Raw genomic sequence first — 20887 nt, 5'->3', positions numbered from 1 at the left:
CCCTGGGCCGGCGATGCAGGTCAGTCGGGCTGCGTCCCGTGCTGTTCGCGCAGCGTCTTGGCCTTGGCGTGCAGCCAGCGCTCGACGGACGGAAACACGAATTTGCTGACGTCGCCGCCCAGGATTGCGATTTCCCGCACGATGGTGCCGGAAATGAACTGGTACTGGTCCGAGGGCGTCATGAACAGGGTCTCGACTTCGGGCAGCAGATGGCGGTTCATACCCGCCATCTGGAATTCATATTCGAAGTCGGACACGGCGCGCAAGCCGCGCACGATGACGCGCGCTTCTTGTTCGCGGACGAAATCCTTCAGCAAGCCGCCGAAACTGCGGACCCGCACGTTGGGATAGTGGCCCAGGACCTCCTCGGCAATCTCGAGACGTTCCTGGACGGTGAAGAACGGACGCTTGTTCTGGCTGACTGCCACGCCCACCACGACCTGATCGAACAGGCCGGCGGCGCGCCGCACGAGATCTTCGTGTCCGCGAGTCAGGGGATCGAAAGTGCCCGGGTAGACGGCGGTAATCATGCGCTCTCCGTTAGCGTGAACGAGTCGGTGCCCGACTCGGATCGGGCATTATTACGATTTTTTTGCGTTGCAGCAAACTGTATCAGCGCGTAATGCACCTGCCCGGCCCGACCCTGGCGCAGGGGCAGCCAGTCGGCTGGCCATTCGTGGCAGGCCGTGTCGGATTCCAGATACAACAACCCGCCCGGAACCAGCGCACGGCCGATCAGGGGACGCACCCGGGCCAGCCAGTCGCTGCCAAACGGCGGGTCGAGCATCACCAGATCGAATGCGGGGGCCGGCAGGCCTTGCAGGTAGGCGAGAGCATCGCCGGCATGGATGCGGATCGCCGGCGCGTTCAGACGGGTCTGCACCGCACGTAGCCCGGCCAGAGCCCCGGGAGCCTGCTCGACGAGCTGCGCCAGGGCCACGCCCCGGGATGCGGCTTCGAAGCCCAGCGCGCCGGTCCCCGCGAACAGGTCCAGCACCCGCCGGCCTTCGAACGAACCGCCCCAGAAATGGGCCAGCCAGTTGAACAGCGTTTCACGCACGCGGTCGGGGGTCGGGCGCAGGTGATCGCCATCGGGAACCGAAATGGGGGTGCGGCGGTACGTACCGCCTACAATACGAATCTGATGTTTTTTCATGCGCGGCCCGTGATGATCGGCACGGCTGTCGGGCAATCGCCGGATCGTTCAGTGTAAAGCCTATGTTCAGTTTTTTTAAACGCAAGAAACCCCAGCCGCAGGTCGACGAGACCATCGTTCAGGCCGATGCGCCCGAAGTCGCGCCTGTCGCGCCCACGGAACTTCCCTCGGAAACGCTGGCGTCCCGCGTGTCCGAGGCGCCAGCGCCCGAGGTCGCCCCGGTGGCCCCGACGGAACTGCCACCGGATGCGCTGGCTGCGCACCAGGCCGAGCCATTGCCGCAGGCTCTTGCCGAAATGGGGATTTCGCAGCCGCCGGACCCCTGGTCGGATCGGCCGGATGCCTCGGGCGATCCACTGGTCCGCCTGGATCAGACTTCCGCAGCGGATGCGCCGGTTCAGAACAAGAGCTCCTGGCTGACGCGTCTGCGACAGGGGTTGTCGCGCACGGGCCAGAACCTGGGCAGTCTGTTCGTCGGCGTCAAGGTCGACGAAGCCCTGTTCGAGGAACTGGAAGTCGCGCTGATCATGGCGGATGCCGGTGTCGAGGCCACCGACAAGCTGCTGGCCGAATTGCGGGCCCGAGTGCGCAAGCAGCGCATCGATCAACCCGAGGCCGTGCGCGCCGCCCTCCAGGACATTCTGGCCGATCACCTGAAAGTGCTTGAAAAGCCCTTCGTGGTCGGGGAATCGGCCCCCATGGTGGTGATGATCGCCGGGGTCAATGGCGCGGGCAAGACCACGTCCATCGGCAAGCTGGCCCATGCTCTGCAGGCCCGTCAGGCCACTGTGCTCCTGGCCGCGGGTGACACCTTCCGCGCGGCGGCCCGTGAACAGCTGGTGGCCTGGGGGGCGCGTAACGGCGTCACCGTGATCGCCCAGGAAGGTGGCGATCCGGCAGCGGTGGCCTTCGACGCGGTCAACGCGGGCCGTGCGCGCGCGGCCGACGTGGTGCTGGTCGACACGGCCGGCCGGCTGCCCACGCAGCTGCATCTGATGGAAGAACTGAAGAAGATCAAACGCGTCATCGGCAAGGCCGACGCCAGCGCTCCGCACGAAGTCCTGCTGGTGGTGGACGGCAATACCGGCCAGAATGCGCTGGCGCAGATCCGGGCGTTCGATGCGGCGCTGGGCCTGACGGGGTTGATCGTCACCAAGCTGGACGGCACGGCCAAGGGCGGCACCCTGGCGGCTGTCGCGGCGGGCAGCCAGGGGGTGCGCCCGGTGCCGGTGTACTGGATCGGCGTCGGCGAAGCCATGCAGGATCTGCAGCCCTTCGTGGCCGCGGAATTCGCCGAGGCGCTGCTGGGCGGCCGGTCGGGCTGATCGGGCCGGTGCCGGCGCGCCGACTTCGGCGAGTCGCTAAAATGGGAACCACTTCGGTCTTGAATGGACATCATTGAGATGAATACGGATACTGGCGCGGCGCGCGTGGCGTCGCCTTCCCTCGAAATTTCTGCCGTTCAGGAGATCGTGGCCGAGCTTCGAGCCGGCCATATGGTCATCCTGGTCGACGAGGAAGATCGCGAAAACGAGGGCGACCTGGTGATGGCCGCCGATTTCGTGACGCCCGATGCGATCAATTTCATGGTCACGCATGCGCGCGGACTGGTCTGCCTGACGCTGACCCAGGAACGCTGCGAGCGGCTGCAGCTGCCCTTGATGTCCAATCAGAACGGCACCCGCTATGGCACCAATTTCACGGTCTCGATCGAGGCCGCCGAGGGTGTCGGCACCGGCATCTCGGCCTCGGACCGCGCGCGCACCATCCAGGCGGCCGTGGCGCGCGACGCCAGACCCGCCGATCTGGTGCAGCCGGGGCACATCTTCCCCGTGCGCGCCGTACCGGGCGGGGTGCTGGTACGCGCCGGCCATACTGAAGCGGGCTGCGACCTGACCGCCATGGCGGGCCTGACGCCGGCCGCCGTGATCTGCGAGATCCTGAAACCCGATGGCACCATGGCCCGCTTGCCGGATCTGGTGACGTTCGCCCAGGAACATGGCCTGAAGATCGGTACGATCGCGGATCTGATCCAGTACCGCAGCGAACATGAAACCATGGTCGAGCGTCTGGTCGAGCGGACCGTGACCACGCCCTGGGGGGAATTCCAGGCGGTGGCCTACCGGGACCGCGCATCCGACGCGCCCCACCTGGCACTGGTGCATGGGCGGATTCATCCCGACGAGGAAACCCTGGTGCGGGTGCACGAGCCCACCAGCGTGCTGGACCTGCTCGTCGAGGGAGCGACCCGGCACAGCTGGACCATCCCGCAGGCGCTGCGCACGATCGCGGCTTCGCCACGTGGCGTGCTGGTGCTGCTGAACTGCCAAGGAGAAGCCAACCTGCTGTTTGCCCAGTTCGACGCGTGGGCACGCAGCACCGATGGCGCGCCGACGGCGGCTGCCGCGCCGGAAGGCGAACGCCATGGGCTGCGCACTTTCGGGATCGGCGCGCAGATCCTGCGCGACCTCGGGGTGGGGCAGGCGCGGCTGCTGGCGCGCCCGCGCAAAATGCCCAGCATGGCCGGGTTCTCCCTGACGATTACGGGTTACCATAACGAACCCGGCGCCCCTGGCGCCACGAACTGACCACGGAATCACGACTATGAACCCTTATGTGATGACCCCCGACATGAACGGCGAAGGCTTGCACATCGGCATCGTGCGTTCCCGCTTCAACGCCGACATCGGCGAAGCCGAGCTGCAGACCTGCCTCGACGAACTGGCAGCCCTGGGCGTGGATGAACGCGACGTGATGGTCGTGTCCGTGCCTGGCGCGCTGGAACTCGGCGTCACGCTCGCGCAGATGGCCGAAACCTTCGAATTCGATGCCCTCATCGCGCTCGGCGCCGTCATTCGCGGCGAAACCTACCACTTCGAGCTCGTCAGCAATGAATCGGCGTCCGCCATCAGCAGGATCGCTCTGGAAACCGGCATTCCGGTAGCCAACGGCGTGCTGACCACCGACACCGACGAGCAGGCCCAGGCCCGCGCGGCCGACAAGGGCCGCGATTGCGCCCGCGCCGCCGTGGAAATGGCCAATCTGGTCGCCGCGCTTGAACCGGACTCGGAAGACGAAGACGACGAAGAAGACGACTTCGAAGAAGAGGAAGTCGATGACTGAACCCAAAGCGCGCAACGGGCGCGCCAACCCGCGCAGCGCGCGCCGCATGGCGCGCGAATTCGCGCTTCAGGGCATTTATGCCTGGCTGCTGCGCGGCGGAAACGACTTGGGTGAACTCGGCGAGATCGATGCCCACGTGCGCGATGGCGAGGGCTTCGATCAGGCCGACACCCAGTGGTATCACACCCTGCTGCAGGGTGCCGCCAGCCAGTCGGAATCCCTGCGTGCCCGTTTCGTGCCCTACATTGATCGTCCGCTGGCGGAACTCTCGCCCATCGAACACGCCGTGCTGCTGATCGGCAGCTTCGAACTGGTGCATCACCTCGAGGTCCCGTATCGGGTGGCCATCAACGAGGCGGTCGAATTGGCAAAATCCTTTGGCGGTACCGATGGCTATCGTTTCGTCAACGGCGTATTGGACAAACTGGCCGCCGAAGTCCGCGCGGCCGAGGTGCAATCCACGGCGCGCCGCTAAGGCGCCGGGGGCCGCCGTATGCAACCGGGTGGCGAATTCGATCTGATCGCTCGCTATTTCAGTCGTCCGGCCCCCGATGGCATGCTGGGGGTGGGCGACGATTGCGCGCTGCTGTCGACCGCCCCGGGTTGCGAGCTGGCCGTCAGCACCGACATGCTGGTCGAAGGCCGGCATTTTTTTTCCGACGTGGATCCGCGACTGCTGGGACATAAGTCGCTGGCAGTCAACCTGTCGGACCTCGCCGCCATGGGCGCGCGGCCATTGGCCTGCACGCTGGCGATCTCCCTGCCGCGCATCGATCCCGACTGGCTCCAGGGCTTTTCCGAAGGCTTTCATGCCTTGTCCGCCGAATCCGGCTGTGCGTTGCTGGGTGGCGATACCACGCGCAGCCCGATGGGGGTGGTCATCAGCATTACGGTCCTAGGCGAGGTCCGCCGCAACCAGGCTTTGCGGCGCGATGCCGCCCGGGTTGGGGATGATATCTGGGTGTCCGGCACGCTGGGCGCCGCCGACGTGGCGCTGCGTCTGATGCAGGGCCGGTTGCCTGCCGATGCCGCGCGGCTGTGCGCGGCACGCCCGTTCCTCGAGCGCCCGGTGCCCCGGCTGAAGCTGGGCCGCTACCTGACCGGGGTGGCGCATGCGGCGATCGACATTTCCGATGGCTTGTTGCAGGATCTGGGCCACATTCTGGATGCCAGCCAGTGCGCGGCTGAACTCTGGCTCGATGCGCTGCCGGCCGATCCGGTGCTCGACGGGCTGGATGCCGCAGTACGCCACGATGCGATCCTGGCGGGGGGCGATGCGTATGAGTTGTGCTTCACGGCGCCGCCTCGGCGGCGCGAGCAGATCCAGACGCTAAGCCGGCAACTGAATCTGCCGATCGCCCGGATCGGCGAGATCCGGCGCGGCGCCGGGGTGCGTGTACTCGATGCCGGCGGCCAGGTCCTGCCGATCCCGCATCGGGGGTTCGATCATTTTGCGGATGAAGGTTGACCATGGCATCAGGACGCGCCCCGCGCGATTCCGCGCCCCCCAATCCTGAACGGCCGTCGGCCGCCTGGGTTTTCGCCCGACCGGAACGGATCATCGCGTTTGGCTTCGGGTCGGGACTGATCCATCCCGCTCCGGGGACCTGGGGGACATTGACGGGATGGCTGCTGTGGGCCCTGTTCCTGCGCGGCTTGCCCGATGCGTGGATGGTGGCGGTGCTGATCGTGTCGTTCGGACTGGGCTGCTGGGTGGCTCAGCGCTGCGGCGATGCGCTGGGGATTCCCGATCACGGCGGCATCAACTGGGACGAGATCGTCGCCATCTGGCTGGTGCTGTGGCTGATGCCCGAAGGTTTCTGGTCCCAGCTGGCCGGGGTGATCCTGTTCCGCATTTTCGATATCCTGAAGCCGCCGCCCGTCAGTGTGCTGGACCGGCGCTTCAAGAGCGGCTTTGGCGTCATGATCGACGACATCGTCGCGGCCCTGTACGCCTTGTTGGCGGCAGCCATCCTCATCCGTCTGGGAGTTCTGCCATGATTGATCGTGACTTGCGCGCCCTGTCGGGCGAGTTGGGTGCCGCCCTGCGCGCCGCCGGCTGGATGTGCGCCACCGCCGAATCCTGCACGGGGGGGCTGCTCGCGGGTGCCATCACCGCATGTCCCGGGTCCAGCCAGTGGTTCGAACGGGGTTTTGTCACCTACAGCAACGCCGCCAAAGTCGAGCAACTGTGGGTGTCGGTGGATACGCTCGAGCGCTATGGCGCCGTCAGCGAGGAAACCGCCATGGAAATGGCCGGTGGCGTCCTGGGGGCGGTACCGGCGGCGCGCCTGGCCCTGGCGACGACCGGCATCGCCGGCCCGGACGGGGCGACGCCCGGCAAGCCCGTCGGCATGGTGTGTTTTGGGGTGGCGCGCCGAGCGGGCCCCGGCATCGTGACGCGCGCGGTCACCCGGGTGTTCGAGGGGGACCGCGCAGCCATCCGGCTAGCTGCCGTGCGCTTCGCCATGCAGGCAGCCCTGGAAGATCTGAAACGCGGCTGATCCGATCGGCTCAGCGCTGCGGCACAGGGTCAAGATCGCGCATTTCTCCCGAAGACAGAGAATGCACCTGGTTACGGCCATGGTGCTTTGCGTAGTACATGGCTTGGTCCGCTGTGGACAGCAGCGTGCTCAGGGTGGCATCCGGCATCTGGGAATCATGCACCACGCCGATGCTGGTCGTGATGCGCAGGGGTTCGTCACTGTCGTGGTACAGGCGGATCTCTTCGACGCAGCGACGCAGGCGTTCGGCGATGGACAAGCAGTCCTGACACGCGGTGTCCGGCAGCACGATACCGAATTCCTCGCCACCCAGCCGGCCGAACAGATCCTGGGGCCGGATTGCCGCGTGGATGACGCGGGCGAATTCACTCAGCACGCTGTCTCCGGCCGCGTGGCCGTGGTTATCGTTCAGCTGCTTGAAGTGATCGATGTCGAGCATCATGACACCATTGCCGTAAGATGCGGCGGGCGATTGCTGCAGATATTCGGTTGCGCCGCGCATGAAGGCCTGGCGAGCCAGGGCGTCGGTCAAATCATCGTGGTCCAGCGCCTGGTTCAACGCGTGCACTAGATCGTTGCGGGCGGCCAGCGAACTGGATATCAGCAAGGGGGTGGCCACCATCAGCTGCAGCCCCATTTGCAGCGAGATCTGAGACCAGATCGATGCCTGGCCGGGCGGCATGAGGCCCCAGTGCAGGGTGTCGGACACTATCAAACTGAGCGTGGTCGCCAGCGTCAACCACGCGGTAGTCTGTTGATGGTAGGAATATGCGCAGAACAGCAGCGCCGGTATCGGGAAAGCGATCATGCTTGGTCCACCGAGCAGCACCGCCAGAGCAACCGCTACGGCCAGCGAGACCAGGGGCCAGGGGAGACGCTTGAAGTGCAAGTGCCTGAGCAGATGCCGCCGAGGGTGGCGGCGCTCGCCCGATTGCCTGGCGGTCGGTGAGAACAGCAATAGGCAGGCGGGCAGGATCGCACTATAGCCGAGCCATTGCCGCAGCAGCGCCTCGATGACGGTGGGAAGGTATGCGTTTTGCCAGAAACCGGCTGTCAGGCCGGCTAGCGTGGTGCATGCGGATGCTGCCATGCCGGCAGCCAGGATCTTGATGATGGCATGATGGGTGCGCAGCGAGCCCAGTCGCCAGACTCGCCCCAGCAGGTACCAGGCGACCCACACTCCAAACACGTCGACCGCCACATTCAATAGTACGGCCTGTCCCGTGTCGTACCAGTGGCTGTATGCCAGCAGGGCGCCGACCAGCACCATGGCCCAGGACATGATCTGTTGAGGTGCGGCGACGCACAACAGCAGGCACACCAGCATGGCATTCGCGGGCCGGAAGCCGATCGGCCCCAGGGCGGATCGGAATACGAGACTAAAGTGAATCAGTAGAAAGGCAAGTACAGCGACCGGGATGAACCGCCCTAACCGTCGCGTACCGGACAGGCTACGGAAGATGGCTCGATACATGATGCACCGATTCTACTGAACAATCTTGTCTAGATAGCGATCGGTTGCGTGCTCGGGCGGCGTGTCATGCCATGGGCCATGTCACCCTCTGCTAATTATGCGAATAGGACATGAACTTTGGGATTAAAACGACACATCGCCGGTTCGCGCCGGGTTGCTCAGGGCCTGGCGAATTGCGCTGCGCGTCGCGCGGGCCGTCTTGGCGGCCGCCTCGACCCAATTGTCGCCCTGGCTGGCGTACAGGATGGCGCGGGACGAATTGATCATCATGCCGGTGCCGGCGGCGGTCCGCCCCGCCTGAACGGTCGCCTGGATGTCGCCTCCCTGGACCCCGATGCCGGGGATCAGCAGCGGCATGTTGCCCACCCGGCGTCGCACTTGGGCGATCTCTTCGGGGAAAGTCGCCCCCACCACCAGGGCGCATTGCTCATTGGTGTTCCAGACGCGCGCCACCTGGTCGGCCACGTGCAGGTACAGGGGGGTGCCATTGGCCAGGCGCATGTCCTGCAGATCGGCGCCACCCGCGTTCGAGGTGCGGCACAGGATGATGACCCCGCGGTCGCCGTAGTCGATGTAGGGCTGGATCGAGTCGCGGCCCATGTAGGGGTTCACCGTGACCGCGTCGGCGCCATAGCGCTCGAAGGCTTCGCGGGCATACTGCTGGGCGGTGGAACCGATATCGCCCCGCTTCGCATCCAGCACGATGGGCAGGTGCGGATGATGTTCGCGGATATGTTTGCACAGGTCCTGCAGCTGCTCTTCCGCGCTCAGGGCGGCGAAATAGGCGATTTGTGGCTTGAAGCCGCAGACATAAGGGGCCGTGGCGTCGGCAATGCGCCGGCAGAACTCGAACACGGCATCCGAGCGTCCGGCCAGTTCGGCCGGGAAACGGCGCGGATCGGGGTCGAGCCCGACCATCAGCAAGGATTCCTGGCTGGCCCAGGCGCAGTTCAATTTTTCGGTGAAGTTCATGGGGCAGTCGCGAAAAGGTTCTGGCAGGATTGTAGAGCAGGCGATTGGCCGGATCGTGCCGTCAGCCCGGCCACCAGCGGGGCACCAGCACGGTCGCCCACGCGGCCCCCGCCAGCAGCAGGGCCAGCAGCACGGCGGCGCTGCCGATGTCCTTGGCCCGGCCCAGCATCGGGTGATGGTCGGTGCTGATGGCATCGGCCAGCGCCTCGATGGCGGAATTGATCAGCTCGACGATCAGCACCAGGACCGGCATGCTCGCCAGCAGCAGCCGTTCGCCGGCCGTATTGCCCAGCCATAGGCCCAGCGGGATCAGGATGATCGTCAGCAGGACTTCCTGGCGGAAGGCGACCTCGTGGCGCCAGGCGGCGCCCAGCCCCTGCAGCGAATAGCCGAAGGCGCGGATGATGCGGATCAGGCCGCCAGTGTTTTTGTAGGGGGAAGGCTGGGTCATGGAACGCCGGGGCGGTGTATTCCGGCATTGTAATGGGTGGACGGAGCGATGCGCATGTCCAGGATGCAAAAACCCCGCTGCGGCGGACCACAGCGGGGTTCTGGATCGGGGCCGTTCCCGGACGGCGCCTGAAGCGCCCGTCCGGGAACCGGGAAGGCAGGAGCTTAGAAGCCGCCCATGCCGCCCATGCCACCCATACCGCCCATGTCGGGCATGGCGGGGGCCGGCTTGTCTTCGACGATCTCGGCCACGGCGGCTTCGGTCGTCAGCAGCAGGCTGGCCACGGAAGCGGCGTTCTGCAGCGCGGTGCGGGTGACCTTGGTCGGGTCGATGACGCCTTGCTCGACCAGATCGCCGTATTCGCCGGTGGCGGCGTTGTAGCCGAAGTTGCCTTCGCCCTTTTCAACCGCATTGACGATCACGCTGGCTTCGTCGCCGGCATTGCTGACGATGGTGCGCAGCGGCGATTCGATGGCGCGCAGAACCAGCTTGATGCCGGCATTCTGGTCGGCGTTGTCGCCCTTGACCTTGGCCACGGCGGCCTTGGCGCGGATCAGCGCGACACCGCCGCCGGGGACGATGCCTTCCTCGACGGCTGCGCGCGTGGCGTGCAGGGCGTCTTCGACGCGGGCCTTCTTTTCCTTCATTTCGATTTCGGTCGCGGCACCGACGCGGATGACGGCAACACCGCCAGCCAGCTTGGCCACGCGTTCCTGCAGCTTTTCACGGTCGTAGTCGGACGTGGCTTCCTCGATCTGCGTGCGGATTTGCTTGACGCGCGCTTCGATGTTCTTGGCGTCGCCGTGACCATCGATGATCGTGGTGTTTTCCTTGGCCACTTCGATGCGCTTGGCTTGGCCCAGCAGTTCCAGGGTCGCCTTTTCCAGCGACAGGCCGGTTTCTTCGGAGATCACCGTGCCGCCCGTCAGGATGGCGATGTCTTCCAGCATGGCCTTGCGACGATCGCCAAAGCCCGGGGCCTTGACGGCGGTGGTCTTCAGGATGCCGCGGATGTTGTTGACGACCAGGGTGGCCAGGGCTTCGCCTTCGACGTCTTCAGCCACGATCAGCAGCGGACGGCTGGACTTGGCAACCTGTTCCAGGACCGGCAGCAGGTCGCGGATGTTGCTGATCTTCTTGTCGAAAATCAGGACGAACGGGTCTTCCAGGACGGCGACCTGCTTGTCCGGGTTGTTGATGAAGTAGGGCGACAGGTAGCCGCGGTCGAATTGCATGCCTTCGACGACGTCCAGTTCGTTTTCCAGCGACTTCCCGTCTTCGACGGTGATCACGCCTTCCTTGCCGACTTTGTCCATCGCGTTGGCGATGATTTCGCCGACGGAGGTGTCGCTATTGGCCGAGATCGAACCGACCTGGGCAATGGCCTTGCTGGTGGTGCAGGGCTTGGACAGGGCATGCAGTTCCGCGACGGCGGCAACCACGGCCTTGTCGATGCCGCGCTTCAGGTCCATGGGGCTGATGCCGGCGGCCACGAACTTCAGGCCTTCCTCGACGATCGCCTGGGCCAGCACGGTGGCGGTGGTGGTGCCGTCACCGGCGTTGTCGGAGGTCTTGGAAGCGACTTCCTTCACCAGTTGCGCGCCGATGTTCTCGAACTTGTCCTTCAGTTCGATTTCCTTGGCCACGGACACGCCGTCCTTGGTCACGGTGGGGGCGCCGAACGAGCGATCCAGCACCACGTTGCGGCCCTTGGGGCCCATGGTGGTCTTGACGGCATTGGCCAGGATGTTGACGCCACGGACGATGCGGGTGCGCGCATCGTCACCGAAATAAACTTGCTTTGCAGCCATGTTGAAATTCCTTGGGGTTGAACGGTGAGGTGGCTTACTGGATCACGGCGAAGATTTCTTCTTCGCGGATGACGAGCACTTCTTCGCCATCGACCTTGACCGACTGGCCGGCGTACTTGCCGAACAGGACCTTGTCGCCGACCTTGACGTCGACAGCGATGAGCTTGCCGTCCTCGGTCTTCTTGCCGGGACCGACGGCCAGGACTTCGCCCTGATCGGGTTTTTCAGCGGCGCTTTCGGGGATGACGATACCCGAGGCGGTGGTGCGCTCGTTGTCCAGACGCTTGACGATCACACGATCGTGCAAAGGACGCAGTGCCATGGAGGAACTCCTGTACGTAGAAATTGAGAAATGCGGGGGCAAGGCGGGTGTTAGCACTCAACCCCATCGAGTGCTAATTATAGGGATGATTTCCCCCTTTTCAAGGGGAGCGCGAAGGAAGTTACATTTGGCGTGATGTTCTGACAGCTGTCGAATTTCACTCAACTTTGAATTTATTTCACTCAAGTCTGAACTGTGCCCCAGGAGAGCCATGCTGCTGACGGCTCCAGGGCCGTGAAGGTGCCGCGCCTCCGGCTGTTCTCCTGGGTCAGCGGTGCTCCTGGACGGTCACGGCGGGGGAGGGGCCGGCTCACAAAATTCAGAGTTCAGTGAAATTTCTCCCGCAAAATTCAGACTTGAGTAACACAGCAGTTCAGAGGTGGATGGTCTGATTTCTGTAAGCCATTGATTTTATTGTTAGGACTATTCAGAGATGAATGAACTTCGACAACAGCTGTTGTCGAATTTCACTCAACTTTGAATTTATTTCACTCAAGTCTGAACTGCCCCTCACAGCTAGACTCAAGGATGGTGCGGCTTGCAGGCTGATTCTGGGATGTAACGCGCTAACGTCAAATGCAGGGTTTCAACCTGATAGTTGCGTTTTCGCGTTGTTCGTGGGAGCCCCACCGATGTGCCACACCCATGTTTTTCTCCTTCATGGGTACGGGTGGATTTCCGGTCGCTTGCTTGCGGCCCCTCGCGACGGCACTCATCTGCGCATTGAATGTGTGCCGCATGTAGATCCAGCGCGCGACAGGTTATCCGTCAACGGCCTGCGCGCTCATGACCTGTTGGCGGAAGCCGGCGCCGGCTTCCCGAGACGAAACATGAAATTGATAAACGAACACGCCTGGTCAAGCACCAACAGCGCATCGCTGACTGAAACGGTGGGGGGCGTGCTGCCTCCATGTCCGACGCCAGACGTCCGGTTGCGCCAGATGTAAAACTGTTCCATCGCATTGATGAAATTCGCATCGGCCAGTTGCCCGGCCTTCAGCTCTTTCACCGCATCATGTAGTGTCGCCGGCTCTTTCCGATTGTTTGCTACGAACCATCGCTTCACGAAAGCCTCCAGCGCATTAATGGCACTCGCCGCAGCGCGCGCAGCATTGACGCTGCTCGGGTCGACCAAATCCGCGCGCGCACTGTTCAGTGCCTTCGCGATATCGGCGTGTGGCGCCAGCGCCGCGACTGTCGCTTCCACTGTGGGTGCGACACCCTCGTAGTAGATCTCAACATACGGCTCCTCCACCGCATGCAAGTCGGGTACCACATAGCCGAGCCGATGCGCCTCGAACATTGCGTTGATCGCCTTTCGCCCGAGCCTACGCACCAGAATCTCGACGATGCTTATCACCTCGTGCCACGCGGCCGTAAGCAAGAAATCTTGAAGGTGCTCGTGCCGATAGAACTCGTAGATCTGATCCACGTCGAAGCACATGATCGCCGGAGCTTGGTTCACATGCGTGGTGATCTCGCGATAGATCACATACTCACGCACGAAAGCCCCCTCTTCCCCATCGTTCACGGCTAGATGCTGAATTTGCCGCATCAATTCCATCCGAAAGGCGGGAGGCAGGTAGTCATACTGGAGCGCGCCCACGGCAACGTCGAGGCCGTGTCGTCGGGAGAAACTCTGCTGCATCGTCATTGTTTACGTGCCGGTATAGGCGGTTGGGTAGTTAAGTTAATCATTGTTCCGGACAGGCTGGCCCCTCGTGCTGGCTAACCGATGCGACGAGCTGGGCACGCGGTGGGGAGGATAGGAGGCCTCTTGGCTCGTAGACGATCCAAGAGGCCTCCTATCCTTCGCTTAGCTTCCAAACGCGGCGCCGACCAGGTCTGCCACTGCCTCTAAATATGGCTTGCTGGTGAGTTTCGAGCTGGACGCATCGATGGTGATGACTTCCCCGAAGGCTTCTGCAGCAGAAATCCCAGTAGCGGGCGTGATCGCATAGAGCGTGAAAACACCAAACAAGTCGATGGCGGTGACTATGCCGAGGCCCTTCAGATGAGCGCAGGTTATTGCGTGCTCGGAGGTTTTAGTCGAATGGGCAACGAACGCAGGCGGCAAAGGTCTAAACGCGGCGCCTTGAATCTTGACCAGAGCGAGAGCCGCATCGTCTTCGGCCATCATTGCAGCGCGAAGTTGTGTTCCACTTGGGCCAGTGATTGCCTCATCCCCGAAAATCCTAACGGTCGTGAGATAGGCAATTTTGAACAGTTGACGGCGGATCATTGCCATATTTCCGGCCAGTTGCATGTGCAGCTTGGGTCCTTGCGTACTTATGGGCATGCCAAGTTCGACTGGGATTCCTTTTTTTGCATAATTAGCTGCTATCTGGGTGGCCATTTGCATAGCTACATCACCAAAGCCGCGCACGCCAATTACTCGGCCCTGACTATCTGTGTCCACTGGCTGCTGGAATTTCAGATCGATGCCATCCGTAGAAAATACGGCTTTAATACCCTCGCCGCTACCCGTCACTGTGCCGGCGACTGACGCTTTGACGTTGCCCGACCTGGAGATGACTCCCTGCGTCATAGCCAGAAATCGAACCAGAGGATCGTTGACAGTTGGCTCGTCCACCAAATCGTTCATACGGCCGTTTTCGACAGTCAATGCACGAACCGTAAAATTGGCTGGGGCTCCCAAGGCCACTGGAAGTATGTGTTCGTCGTTAGTTTCAGCGGATTCAAGCGGCACCTGCGCATAGGGGCATAGCGTTTGAGGCATTGTTGTTCCGATCTGGGATAGGTTGGATGTGGGCACTGGGGGATAGAAAGTCTGCTTTTGCGGCCTTTTCCTGGTTCCTCGAAGAGCTGCATATGCGCCCTCAGAGAGTACCGTTTATTATTGCATTTCGCAAAACGTTGTTTAAGCTTGTCTGCTATCCCTGGACGCTTCCAGGCAGGTAGCCCATGCCGTAACTGTCGAAGTTCAAGCGGGCTGGAATTAGCTCCCCAGAGTTATCAATGATTTAGCAGATTTTTGTCATCAAGATTGGTACTGCCTTTTCATGTCTAACTTGGGTTTCCCCATGGGGAATTTCGTTTAACTTGGAATTTTCCTAAGGGAAGCTGTACCGCGCACCGCCGATGGCTAGCGGTGCCCCGCCAAACGTCAGATTTCGGCTAGAAGCAGTCGTAGACAAATGACTGCTTTGCGGTGTGTCAGTTTGGTCAAATGATTGATTCTACAGCCCGTGAATCCATAGGGTTGAACGCGCGGCCATCACTCCTTCTAAGCACATGAGTATCACCCTATAACACGTCGGACTTCATCGAATGCTTCCATACCTTGTCGCTGCTATGTCAATTCTCGTGGTTATGCTCTCACTGTACAAAGAGCAGAAAATTTCACCAAATGATTTATCCACTGTTCTTGCAGTCAGCCTACATCATGTCGGCCAAGCGGTGCTTGTAGTTCTTGCATTCTTGGCTGCAATGGATTCGACGAGTTCTTCCCAAAAGTCCCAGATAGCTCGACTCGATGCCGAAGCAGCGGTCGCAGCTGCTCGTCATTCCACTGTGATCCTCGACAAGTACGTACTTGAGTTGTTACCTTCCGCGACAGTACTGAAGAATTACAGGAACTATCAGCAAGCCGTCCAAAAAATGCCGCCGGAAGTTGCTGAGCGATTCGACTGGGATCGTGTCGTATCAGCGAAGCAGAAGGAGAGTCTTGTTGGGGCAAGGCAGGCATTCGCCGAGTTAAAGCGTATCGCCCGGGAAGTACTGAATGAAAGCGTTCTGTATGGAACGAGATATCCTGAGGCAATGACCACGTGGGCAAATCGAACCTTAGAAGTAGATGCGGATACTCTACCTGAATTGCTCTCAGGAGCACCTGCGGGACAGGCTTATGCGATGTTAGTTGGCGAGGCTACCGGCGTTCCCTGGAAAAAATATCAAGATGCGGCGGCGCGGCTGTCGCAGTAAATTTAAACGCTCGTTCGAGCGAACAACCCTCAGTTAGCCTGCGCCCACCGTTTAATTCAATGTTGATCGGCTCAGCGTCCAGTGGTGATCGACAACGGCTCCAGGGCCGTGAAGGTGCCGCGCCTCCGGCTGTTCTCCGGGGCCAGCGGTGCTTCTGGACGGCCATGAAGGGGGGAGGGGCCGGCTCACAAAATTCAGAGTTGAATGAAATTTCCCCCGCAAAATTCAGACTTGAGTGACACGGCAGTTCAGAGGTGGATGGTCTGATTTCCGTAAGCCATTGATTTTATTGTTAGGACTATTCAGAGATGAATGAACTTCGACAGCTGTCGTGTCGAACGACACTGAGTTTGGAACTCCGAAAAGCACCTAAAGCAAGTGCTGATGCGGGCTGTCAGTCAAAAATGGGACTGAGGTAGGCTTCAAGAAAACCTTGTTTTGGTGGTTTTCTGGGCTTGAATGCCCTTTTCGGGGCAGACAAGCCATGCTGGCTGGTTTCGGCCAGAATCGGACATCCGCCCAACTGGCATTCTCAAGCCAACGACGGCCGTTTTGCGGAGTTCGGGCACCGCGCTGGGGCAGAAGCAAGTGCGTAGAATTGTGGGGTGCTCGATCCTCTCAACCCACGGAGTCGCCCCATGAGAAAGCTCATCGCATCCACCTTCGTCTCGCTCGACGGCGTTATGCAGGCGCCGGGCGGTCCAGAGGAAGACCCCTCCGGCAGTTTCGTCTTCGGCGGCTGGACGTTCAGCTATTGGGACGAGATCATGGGCCGCTCCATGAACGGCTTCGACGCTAAGGACCGTGAGCTCGTACTCGGTCGCAGGACCTATGAGATCTTCGAGGCGCACTGGCCGTACCAGCCAGTCGACGACCCGATTGCGCGGACCTTCAATGCGACCAGGAAGTACGTCGCCTCGCGCACGCTGGAGAAGCTGTATTGGAACAACGCAACGCTCCTGCGCGGCGACGTTATCTCGGCGGTCGCGGCGCTCAAGGCAGAGCCAGGACAAGACCTGCAGATCATCGGCAGCGGCAACCTGATCCAGACGTTGCAGGGCGCATCGCTGATCGACGAGTACAACGTGTGGACCTTCCCCGTCGTGCTCGGGTGCGGTAAGCGGCTGTTCGAAGCTGGCGCGAAGCCCGCTGCGCTGCGCCTTGTCGCTTCGCAAACCTCGACTACCGGCGTTGTGATGAGCACCTATGTGCCAGCCGGCGACGTCCCGCTCGGATCGTTTGCGCAGACCAAGCCGAGCGCGAAGGAAGTGGAAAGGCGCGCGAAACTGGTACGCGGGGCGGACTGAGGCGGTTCCCCACGAATTCCTCGACTCTATCCGCACTCCATCTTCATTTCCGTGAGCCGGGCATTTGCCTTAGCCGCATAAACTGAGCAGGAAGTACTGGGTCATTACAGGGACCGAATCGCCCCGGGTTACCTTGCATTGAGAGTCTTACAGCGGGGTTCGCCGGTTCGCGCCAAAACAGGGAGTCTGCCTGCGACCAGTAGGAATCTGGACGCAGGCTACAAGGAGATGTGATGTCCGAACTAAAGGTAAAAGGCTTCACCATATCGCTCGATGGCTTTGGAGCAGGCATGAACCAGAGCCTGGAAAATCCAATGGGTGAGCGCGCGCAGACGCTGCATCAATGGTTCTTCGGCACTCGCACGTTCCAACGCATGATGGGAGACGAAAGCAAAGGCGTAGCTGGTCCAGACGAAGATTTTGCTGCCCGCGGCTTTGTGAACGTCGGCGCCTGGATTCTGGGCCGGAACATGTTCGGCCCAATCCGTGGACCATGGTTGGACGACGAGTGGAAAGGCTGGTGGGGAGAGGAGCCTCCGTATCATGTCCCCGTGTTCGTGTTAACCCATCATCCCCGCGCGCCGCTGGAGATGAAAGGTGGCACTACCTTTTATTTTGTCACCGACGGCATTGAGTCCGCTTACGCTCAAGCCCGCCGAGAAGCAAACGGCAGGGATGTGCGTCTAGGGGGTGGCGTGGCGACTATTCGCGAGTATTTGCGCGCTGGCTTGATCGACGAGATGCACCTGGCGATATCCCCGGTATTGCTCGGATCGGGTGAATCTTTGTTCGCAGGACTTGACCTGCCAAGCCTAGGATTTCGTTGCATCGAGCACGTGCCAACCGAATCCGCAACCCACATCGTGCTAAGGAAGAACTAAGAAACGACGGCGGTAATTTGTGCTTGCCACGAGCGCCTTGTAACCTGAGCGACCACGTGCGTCTGCACCCCAAAGCAGACGCATGACAAATACCCGTCGAACGGCAGCCATGGGTTGCCGATAGCAGCCGTTCATGTGGATTAATCCGGGAAGTTCAAAACTAAACGGTGGATAGTACTGGAAGTTCAGAACTCAACGACCAGGTTGTTCAATACTCAATAGTGGATTTCTCGTAACGTGTTGATGTCCAAAGAGTGATAGTTCAGAACTCAGTGGCGTTCGACAGTTCTGACAGCGGCGCGCTGGCCGGGTGCCCCGCCTTGGTTTACTTTCCGCCGGGGCTACAGGACAATGCAGCGACCGCCCCCTATCCGGAGCCCGGATGACGCAAGCCGCCCCGCCTTCTGGACAGCCATGGCTTTCGGGCCTGGCCGCCACCCTCGAAATCGAGCATGATTATCGTCCGCGCGTGGCAGGCCGGTTGCCTGCCGCCCTGCGCGGCACACTCTACCGCAACGGTCCGGGGCGCTTTGACCGGGGCGGCATGCGCAAGCGGCACCTGCTTGATGGCGATGGCATGATCCAGGCCTTCGATTTCGACGGGGATGGTGTGCGTTATCGCAACCGCTACGTGCGCACCGCGAAATTCCTCGAGGAACAACAGGTGGGCCACTATACCCGGCCGACCTGGACTACGCGCGCACCCGGCGGCCCCTGGCGCAACGCGGGCAATCGCATCCGCTCGCAGGCGGGCGTCACCGTGCTGCTCAAGAACGACCGCCTATACGCCTTCGACGAGGTCGGCCAGCCCTACGGGCTTGATCCGCGCACGCTCCAGACGCTCGGCGAACAGGCGCTCGGGCCCGCCGGGGTGTCCCTGGACTACAAGGCTCACACCAAGACTGACCCGAATACCGGCGACTGGGTGCTGATCGCCTTCCAGCACGGCCTGCGCAACCACATCCATCTGGTGGAACACGCGGCCGACGGCACACTGAGACGCCACCAGCGTATCGTCTCGCCGCGCGCTTCCTACATCCACGACTGGTTCCTGACTGAACACCACGTCCTGATCCTGCTGCATCCGATCGAGTTGTCCCTGCCGGGTTACCTCGCGGGCCTGCGCAGCTTCACGGAAAGCCTCCACTGGGATGCATCCCGCGGCAACCTGCTGCTGGTGATTGACCGGTCGGGGCAGGCCCCCGTCAGCATCCTCGAGGCGCCCGCCAGCTTCATGTGGCACAGCCTGAACGCCTACGAGCAGGGCGGGGCGATCGTGGCGGATTTCGTCGGCTACGACGCGCCCGACCATTTCATCGGCGAACAGGCGGCATTTCGGCAAATCATGACGGGTGCCATAGGCGAGGCTCGCCATCCCGGCCTGCTGCGCCGCTACGTGATTGATCCGGTGCGTCGGCGGATCACCGAGGACATCCTCTGCGAGCGCAATTGCGAATTTCCCATCGTCGACCCGTGCGCCGCCACACGCGCTCACCGATATGCCTACGTCACCACCGCGCCCGGGCCGTCGGTATTCCACAGCGGCCTGGCGCGCGTCGACATGGCCGGCGGCCGCGCCGAAGTCATCGATCTGGGGCCCCGGACCCATCTGGGCGAGCCGATATTCGTCGCCGATCCGGCAGCGCGGGACGAGCGCGGATGGCTGCTTTCCCTGGGCCTGGATGGCGACAGCGGAACGTCCTTCCTGGGCGTCTTTGCCAGCGACGCGCTGGCCGACGGACCGGTGGCGCGCATCTGGCTGGAGCACCCCACGCCGCTGAGCTTTCACGGATACTGGCAATCGGCATGACTCCTCGTACTTCTTTCGCCACCCCGATCCACGGCCTCGCATGTATGCTGCTCGTCACGGCTCTTGCCTGGCTCTCGCCGGCCTACGCGGCGGACCTCCACATCCAGGTGATGGGCGCCCGCAGCGCGGGGGGCCACATCGCCATCGCGCTGTTCGCCGCACCCGGGGCGGGATTTCCCTTTGACGACCGTTTGGCGTTCCACCGCGTGCGCGTGCCTGTCGACGAGGCCAGCGGCCTGTGCGCCACCACGATCCAGGATCTGCCCGAGGGCCGGTATGCCGTTGCCCTCTACCATGGCGTCGACGACAGCGGCACGCTTGAAACCAGCCTGTTGGGCCGACCCAAGAAACCCTACGGGTATTCCAACAACCCCAAGCCCGCGATGCGCGCCGCGCGCTTCGAAGAAGCCCGCTTCGAATTGCCCAGAGACGGCACGTCGATTGCCATCGAGCTGCAGTAAGGCGGCCTTGGGGCGACGTTGATGCGGTTTCTATAGATAATAATGTGCATTATGTACATTTTAAATATTTATATTTCTTGGTGGAATAAATTACCCGAAAATCTTGCCATGAATATCAAAGTCTAGGAATAATTTCGTTATTAAATTGATTGCTTGTCTCCGGGAAGAAAAATATAACAAACCCCCGATTCGCTTGGCACCCTGCGAGCGCGCTGGCGCGTTGCATGACCACGTGATGAGCGCTAAAGAGGCAATTAAGGATATTCATTCCGGTGCGAATGTCGGCATGAGCGGGTTTGCGGGGGCCGGCTGTCCCAAGAAAATCCCACTGGCGTTAGCCGAGTAAATTCGTCGGCAGCATGCCGATAATCATGAGTTCAAAATCGACATCTGGACGGGTGCTTCCACGGCGCCCGAGCTTGATGGCGCCCTGGCCGAGGTCGATGGTAAACAGCCGAATCGCGGCCAGCATACCCCGCATATTCTCTTCGAGGCGCTCAGCTGGCACGATCGGCTTGAAAAGACGGGAACTATGAAAAAGCAGGTTCGCTGCGGCCAAGTCCGGCCTCAGAATATTCGCTCGTTGCGATAAGGAAGCTCTCGAGGTTGCATAAGTATGTTTCATGCTGATTAAGACAGACCAAGAAAAACCATTTTTAATATTTTCTAA

Annotated in this window: 21 protein-coding genes and 1 pseudogene; 13 read left to right on the top strand and 9 right to left on the bottom strand. The window is 61.7% G+C overall.

Annotated elements, in window-relative coordinates; all coding sequences use genetic code 11:
* Positions 1 to 20 precede the first annotated feature (20 nt).
* Positions 21 to 530: a pantetheine-phosphate adenylyltransferase gene (gene coaD, locus ABCV34_RS10150; protein ID WP_345796105.1), complete on the bottom strand. Its 510-nt coding sequence runs from the start codon at positions 528 to 530 to the stop codon at positions 21 to 23.
* Entirely contained in the window at positions 527 to 1156 is a 630-nt protein-coding gene (locus tag ABCV34_RS10145; protein WP_345796104.1) for an RsmD family RNA methyltransferase, read from the bottom strand. Before ABCV34_RS10145 ends, coaD begins: the two co-directional genes overlap by 4 nt.
* A gap of 62 nt (positions 1157 to 1218) precedes the next feature.
* Here ABCV34_RS10145 and ftsY point away from each other — a divergent pair, with 62 nt between their 5' ends.
* The 7 genes from ftsY to ABCV34_RS10110 all read left to right on the top strand — a co-directional run bounded on the left by ftsY (position 1219) and on the right by ABCV34_RS10110 (position 6783).
* Positions 1219 to 2481: a signal recognition particle-docking protein FtsY gene (gene ftsY, locus ABCV34_RS10140; protein ID WP_345796102.1), complete on the top strand. Its 1263-nt coding sequence runs from the start codon at positions 1219 to 1221 to the stop codon at positions 2479 to 2481.
* A 78-nt stretch (positions 2482 to 2559) separates the two neighbouring features.
* Positions 2560 to 3744, top strand: a complete 1185-nt coding sequence (ribBA, locus tag ABCV34_RS10135; protein WP_345796101.1) for a bifunctional 3,4-dihydroxy-2-butanone-4-phosphate synthase/GTP cyclohydrolase II — start codon at positions 2560 to 2562, stop codon at positions 3742 to 3744.
* A 16-nt stretch (positions 3745 to 3760) separates the two neighbouring features.
* A complete protein-coding gene (ribH, locus tag ABCV34_RS10130; protein ID WP_345796100.1) occupies positions 3761 to 4279 on the top strand; it encodes a 6,7-dimethyl-8-ribityllumazine synthase in 519 nt (172 codons plus the stop codon).
* Entirely contained in the window at positions 4272 to 4754 is a 483-nt protein-coding gene (gene nusB / locus ABCV34_RS10125; RefSeq protein WP_345796099.1) for a transcription antitermination factor NusB, read from the top strand. The genes ribH and nusB overlap by 8 nt, the downstream gene beginning before the upstream one ends.
* A gap of 18 nt (positions 4755 to 4772) precedes the next feature.
* Positions 4773 to 5747 (top strand): thiamine-phosphate kinase, encoded by a 975-nt coding sequence (thiL, locus tag ABCV34_RS10120; protein WP_345796098.1) that lies wholly within the window; start codon positions 4773 to 4775, stop codon positions 5745 to 5747.
* A 2-nt stretch (positions 5748 to 5749) separates the two neighbouring features.
* Entirely contained in the window at positions 5750 to 6280 is a 531-nt protein-coding gene (locus tag ABCV34_RS10115) for a phosphatidylglycerophosphatase A (RefSeq protein ID WP_345796097.1), read from the top strand.
* Positions 6277 to 6783 (top strand): CinA family protein, encoded by a 507-nt coding sequence (locus ABCV34_RS10110; RefSeq protein ID WP_345796096.1) that lies wholly within the window; start codon positions 6277 to 6279, stop codon positions 6781 to 6783. The genes ABCV34_RS10115 and ABCV34_RS10110 overlap by 4 nt, the downstream gene beginning before the upstream one ends.
* Before the next feature lie 10 nt (positions 6784 to 6793).
* Here the strand turns inward: ABCV34_RS10110 and ABCV34_RS10105 are convergent, their stop codons facing one another.
* From ABCV34_RS10105 to ABCV34_RS10075, 7 genes are all read right to left on the bottom strand, one after another.
* Entirely contained in the window at positions 6794 to 8110 is a 1317-nt protein-coding gene (locus ABCV34_RS10105) for a GGDEF domain-containing protein (protein WP_345796095.1), read from the bottom strand.
* 270 nt (positions 8111 to 8380) lie between these two features.
* Positions 8381 to 9229, bottom strand: coding sequence for an orotidine-5'-phosphate decarboxylase (gene pyrF / locus ABCV34_RS10100; RefSeq protein ID WP_345796094.1), 849 nt, complete (start codon positions 9227 to 9229; stop codon positions 8381 to 8383).
* Between the two features lie 61 nt (positions 9230 to 9290).
* On the bottom strand, positions 9291 to 9680 hold the full coding sequence (locus tag ABCV34_RS10095) for a diacylglycerol kinase (protein ID WP_345796093.1): 390 nt from the start codon (positions 9678 to 9680) through the stop codon (positions 9291 to 9293).
* Between the two features lie 164 nt (positions 9681 to 9844).
* The gene (gene groL, locus ABCV34_RS10090) at positions 9845 to 11491 is read right to left on the bottom strand and encodes a chaperonin GroEL (protein WP_345796092.1); all 1647 of its coding nucleotides are present in this window, start codon (positions 11489 to 11491) and stop codon (positions 9845 to 9847) included.
* A gap of 34 nt (positions 11492 to 11525) precedes the next feature.
* The gene (locus ABCV34_RS10085) at positions 11526 to 11813 is read right to left on the bottom strand and encodes a co-chaperone GroES (RefSeq protein ID WP_345796091.1); all 288 of its coding nucleotides are present in this window, start codon (positions 11811 to 11813) and stop codon (positions 11526 to 11528) included.
* 784 nt (positions 11814 to 12597) lie between these two features.
* The gene (locus ABCV34_RS10080) at positions 12598 to 13467 is read right to left on the bottom strand and encodes a hypothetical protein (RefSeq protein WP_345796090.1); all 870 of its coding nucleotides are present in this window, start codon (positions 13465 to 13467) and stop codon (positions 12598 to 12600) included.
* Positions 13468 to 13629: 162 nt separating this feature from the next.
* On the bottom strand, positions 13630 to 14553 hold the full coding sequence (locus ABCV34_RS10075; RefSeq protein WP_345796089.1) for a hypothetical protein: 924 nt from the start codon (positions 14551 to 14553) through the stop codon (positions 13630 to 13632).
* 551 nt (positions 14554 to 15104) lie between these two features.
* Here ABCV34_RS10075 and ABCV34_RS10070 point away from each other — a divergent pair.
* From ABCV34_RS10070 to ABCV34_RS10045, 6 genes and pseudogenes are all read left to right on the top strand, one after another.
* A complete protein-coding gene (locus ABCV34_RS10070) occupies positions 15105 to 15758 on the top strand; it encodes a hypothetical protein (protein WP_345796088.1) in 654 nt (217 codons plus the stop codon).
* A gap of 638 nt (positions 15759 to 16396) precedes the next feature.
* On the top strand, positions 16397 to 17065 hold the full coding sequence (locus ABCV34_RS10065) for a dihydrofolate reductase family protein (protein WP_345796087.1): 669 nt from the start codon (positions 16397 to 16399) through the stop codon (positions 17063 to 17065).
* Between the two features lie 233 nt (positions 17066 to 17298).
* On the top strand, positions 17299 to 17946 hold the full coding sequence (locus ABCV34_RS10060; RefSeq protein WP_345796086.1) for a dihydrofolate reductase family protein: 648 nt from the start codon (positions 17299 to 17301) through the stop codon (positions 17944 to 17946).
* A gap of 382 nt (positions 17947 to 18328) precedes the next feature.
* Positions 18329 to 19756, top strand: a complete 1428-nt coding sequence (locus ABCV34_RS10055) for a carotenoid oxygenase family protein (protein WP_345796085.1) — start codon at positions 18329 to 18331, stop codon at positions 19754 to 19756.
* Positions 19753 to 20217: a DUF2141 domain-containing protein gene (locus ABCV34_RS10050; protein WP_345796084.1), complete on the top strand. Its 465-nt coding sequence runs from the start codon at positions 19753 to 19755 to the stop codon at positions 20215 to 20217. Before ABCV34_RS10055 ends, ABCV34_RS10050 begins: the two co-directional genes overlap by 4 nt.
* Before the next feature lie 235 nt (positions 20218 to 20452).
* Positions 20453 to 20665 (top strand): annotated as a pseudogene (locus ABCV34_RS10045) (propionyl-CoA--succinate CoA transferase); the annotation flags it as partial.
* Between the last annotated feature and the right edge of the window lie 222 nt (positions 20666 to 20887).

The organism is Castellaniella sp. MT123, assembly GCF_039614765.1.
Classification (GTDB): domain Bacteria; phylum Pseudomonadota; class Gammaproteobacteria; order Burkholderiales; family Burkholderiaceae_B; genus Castellaniella.
Note: the sequence above shows the minus strand (reverse complement) of the source record. Positions and strands in the feature narration are given on the sequence as shown.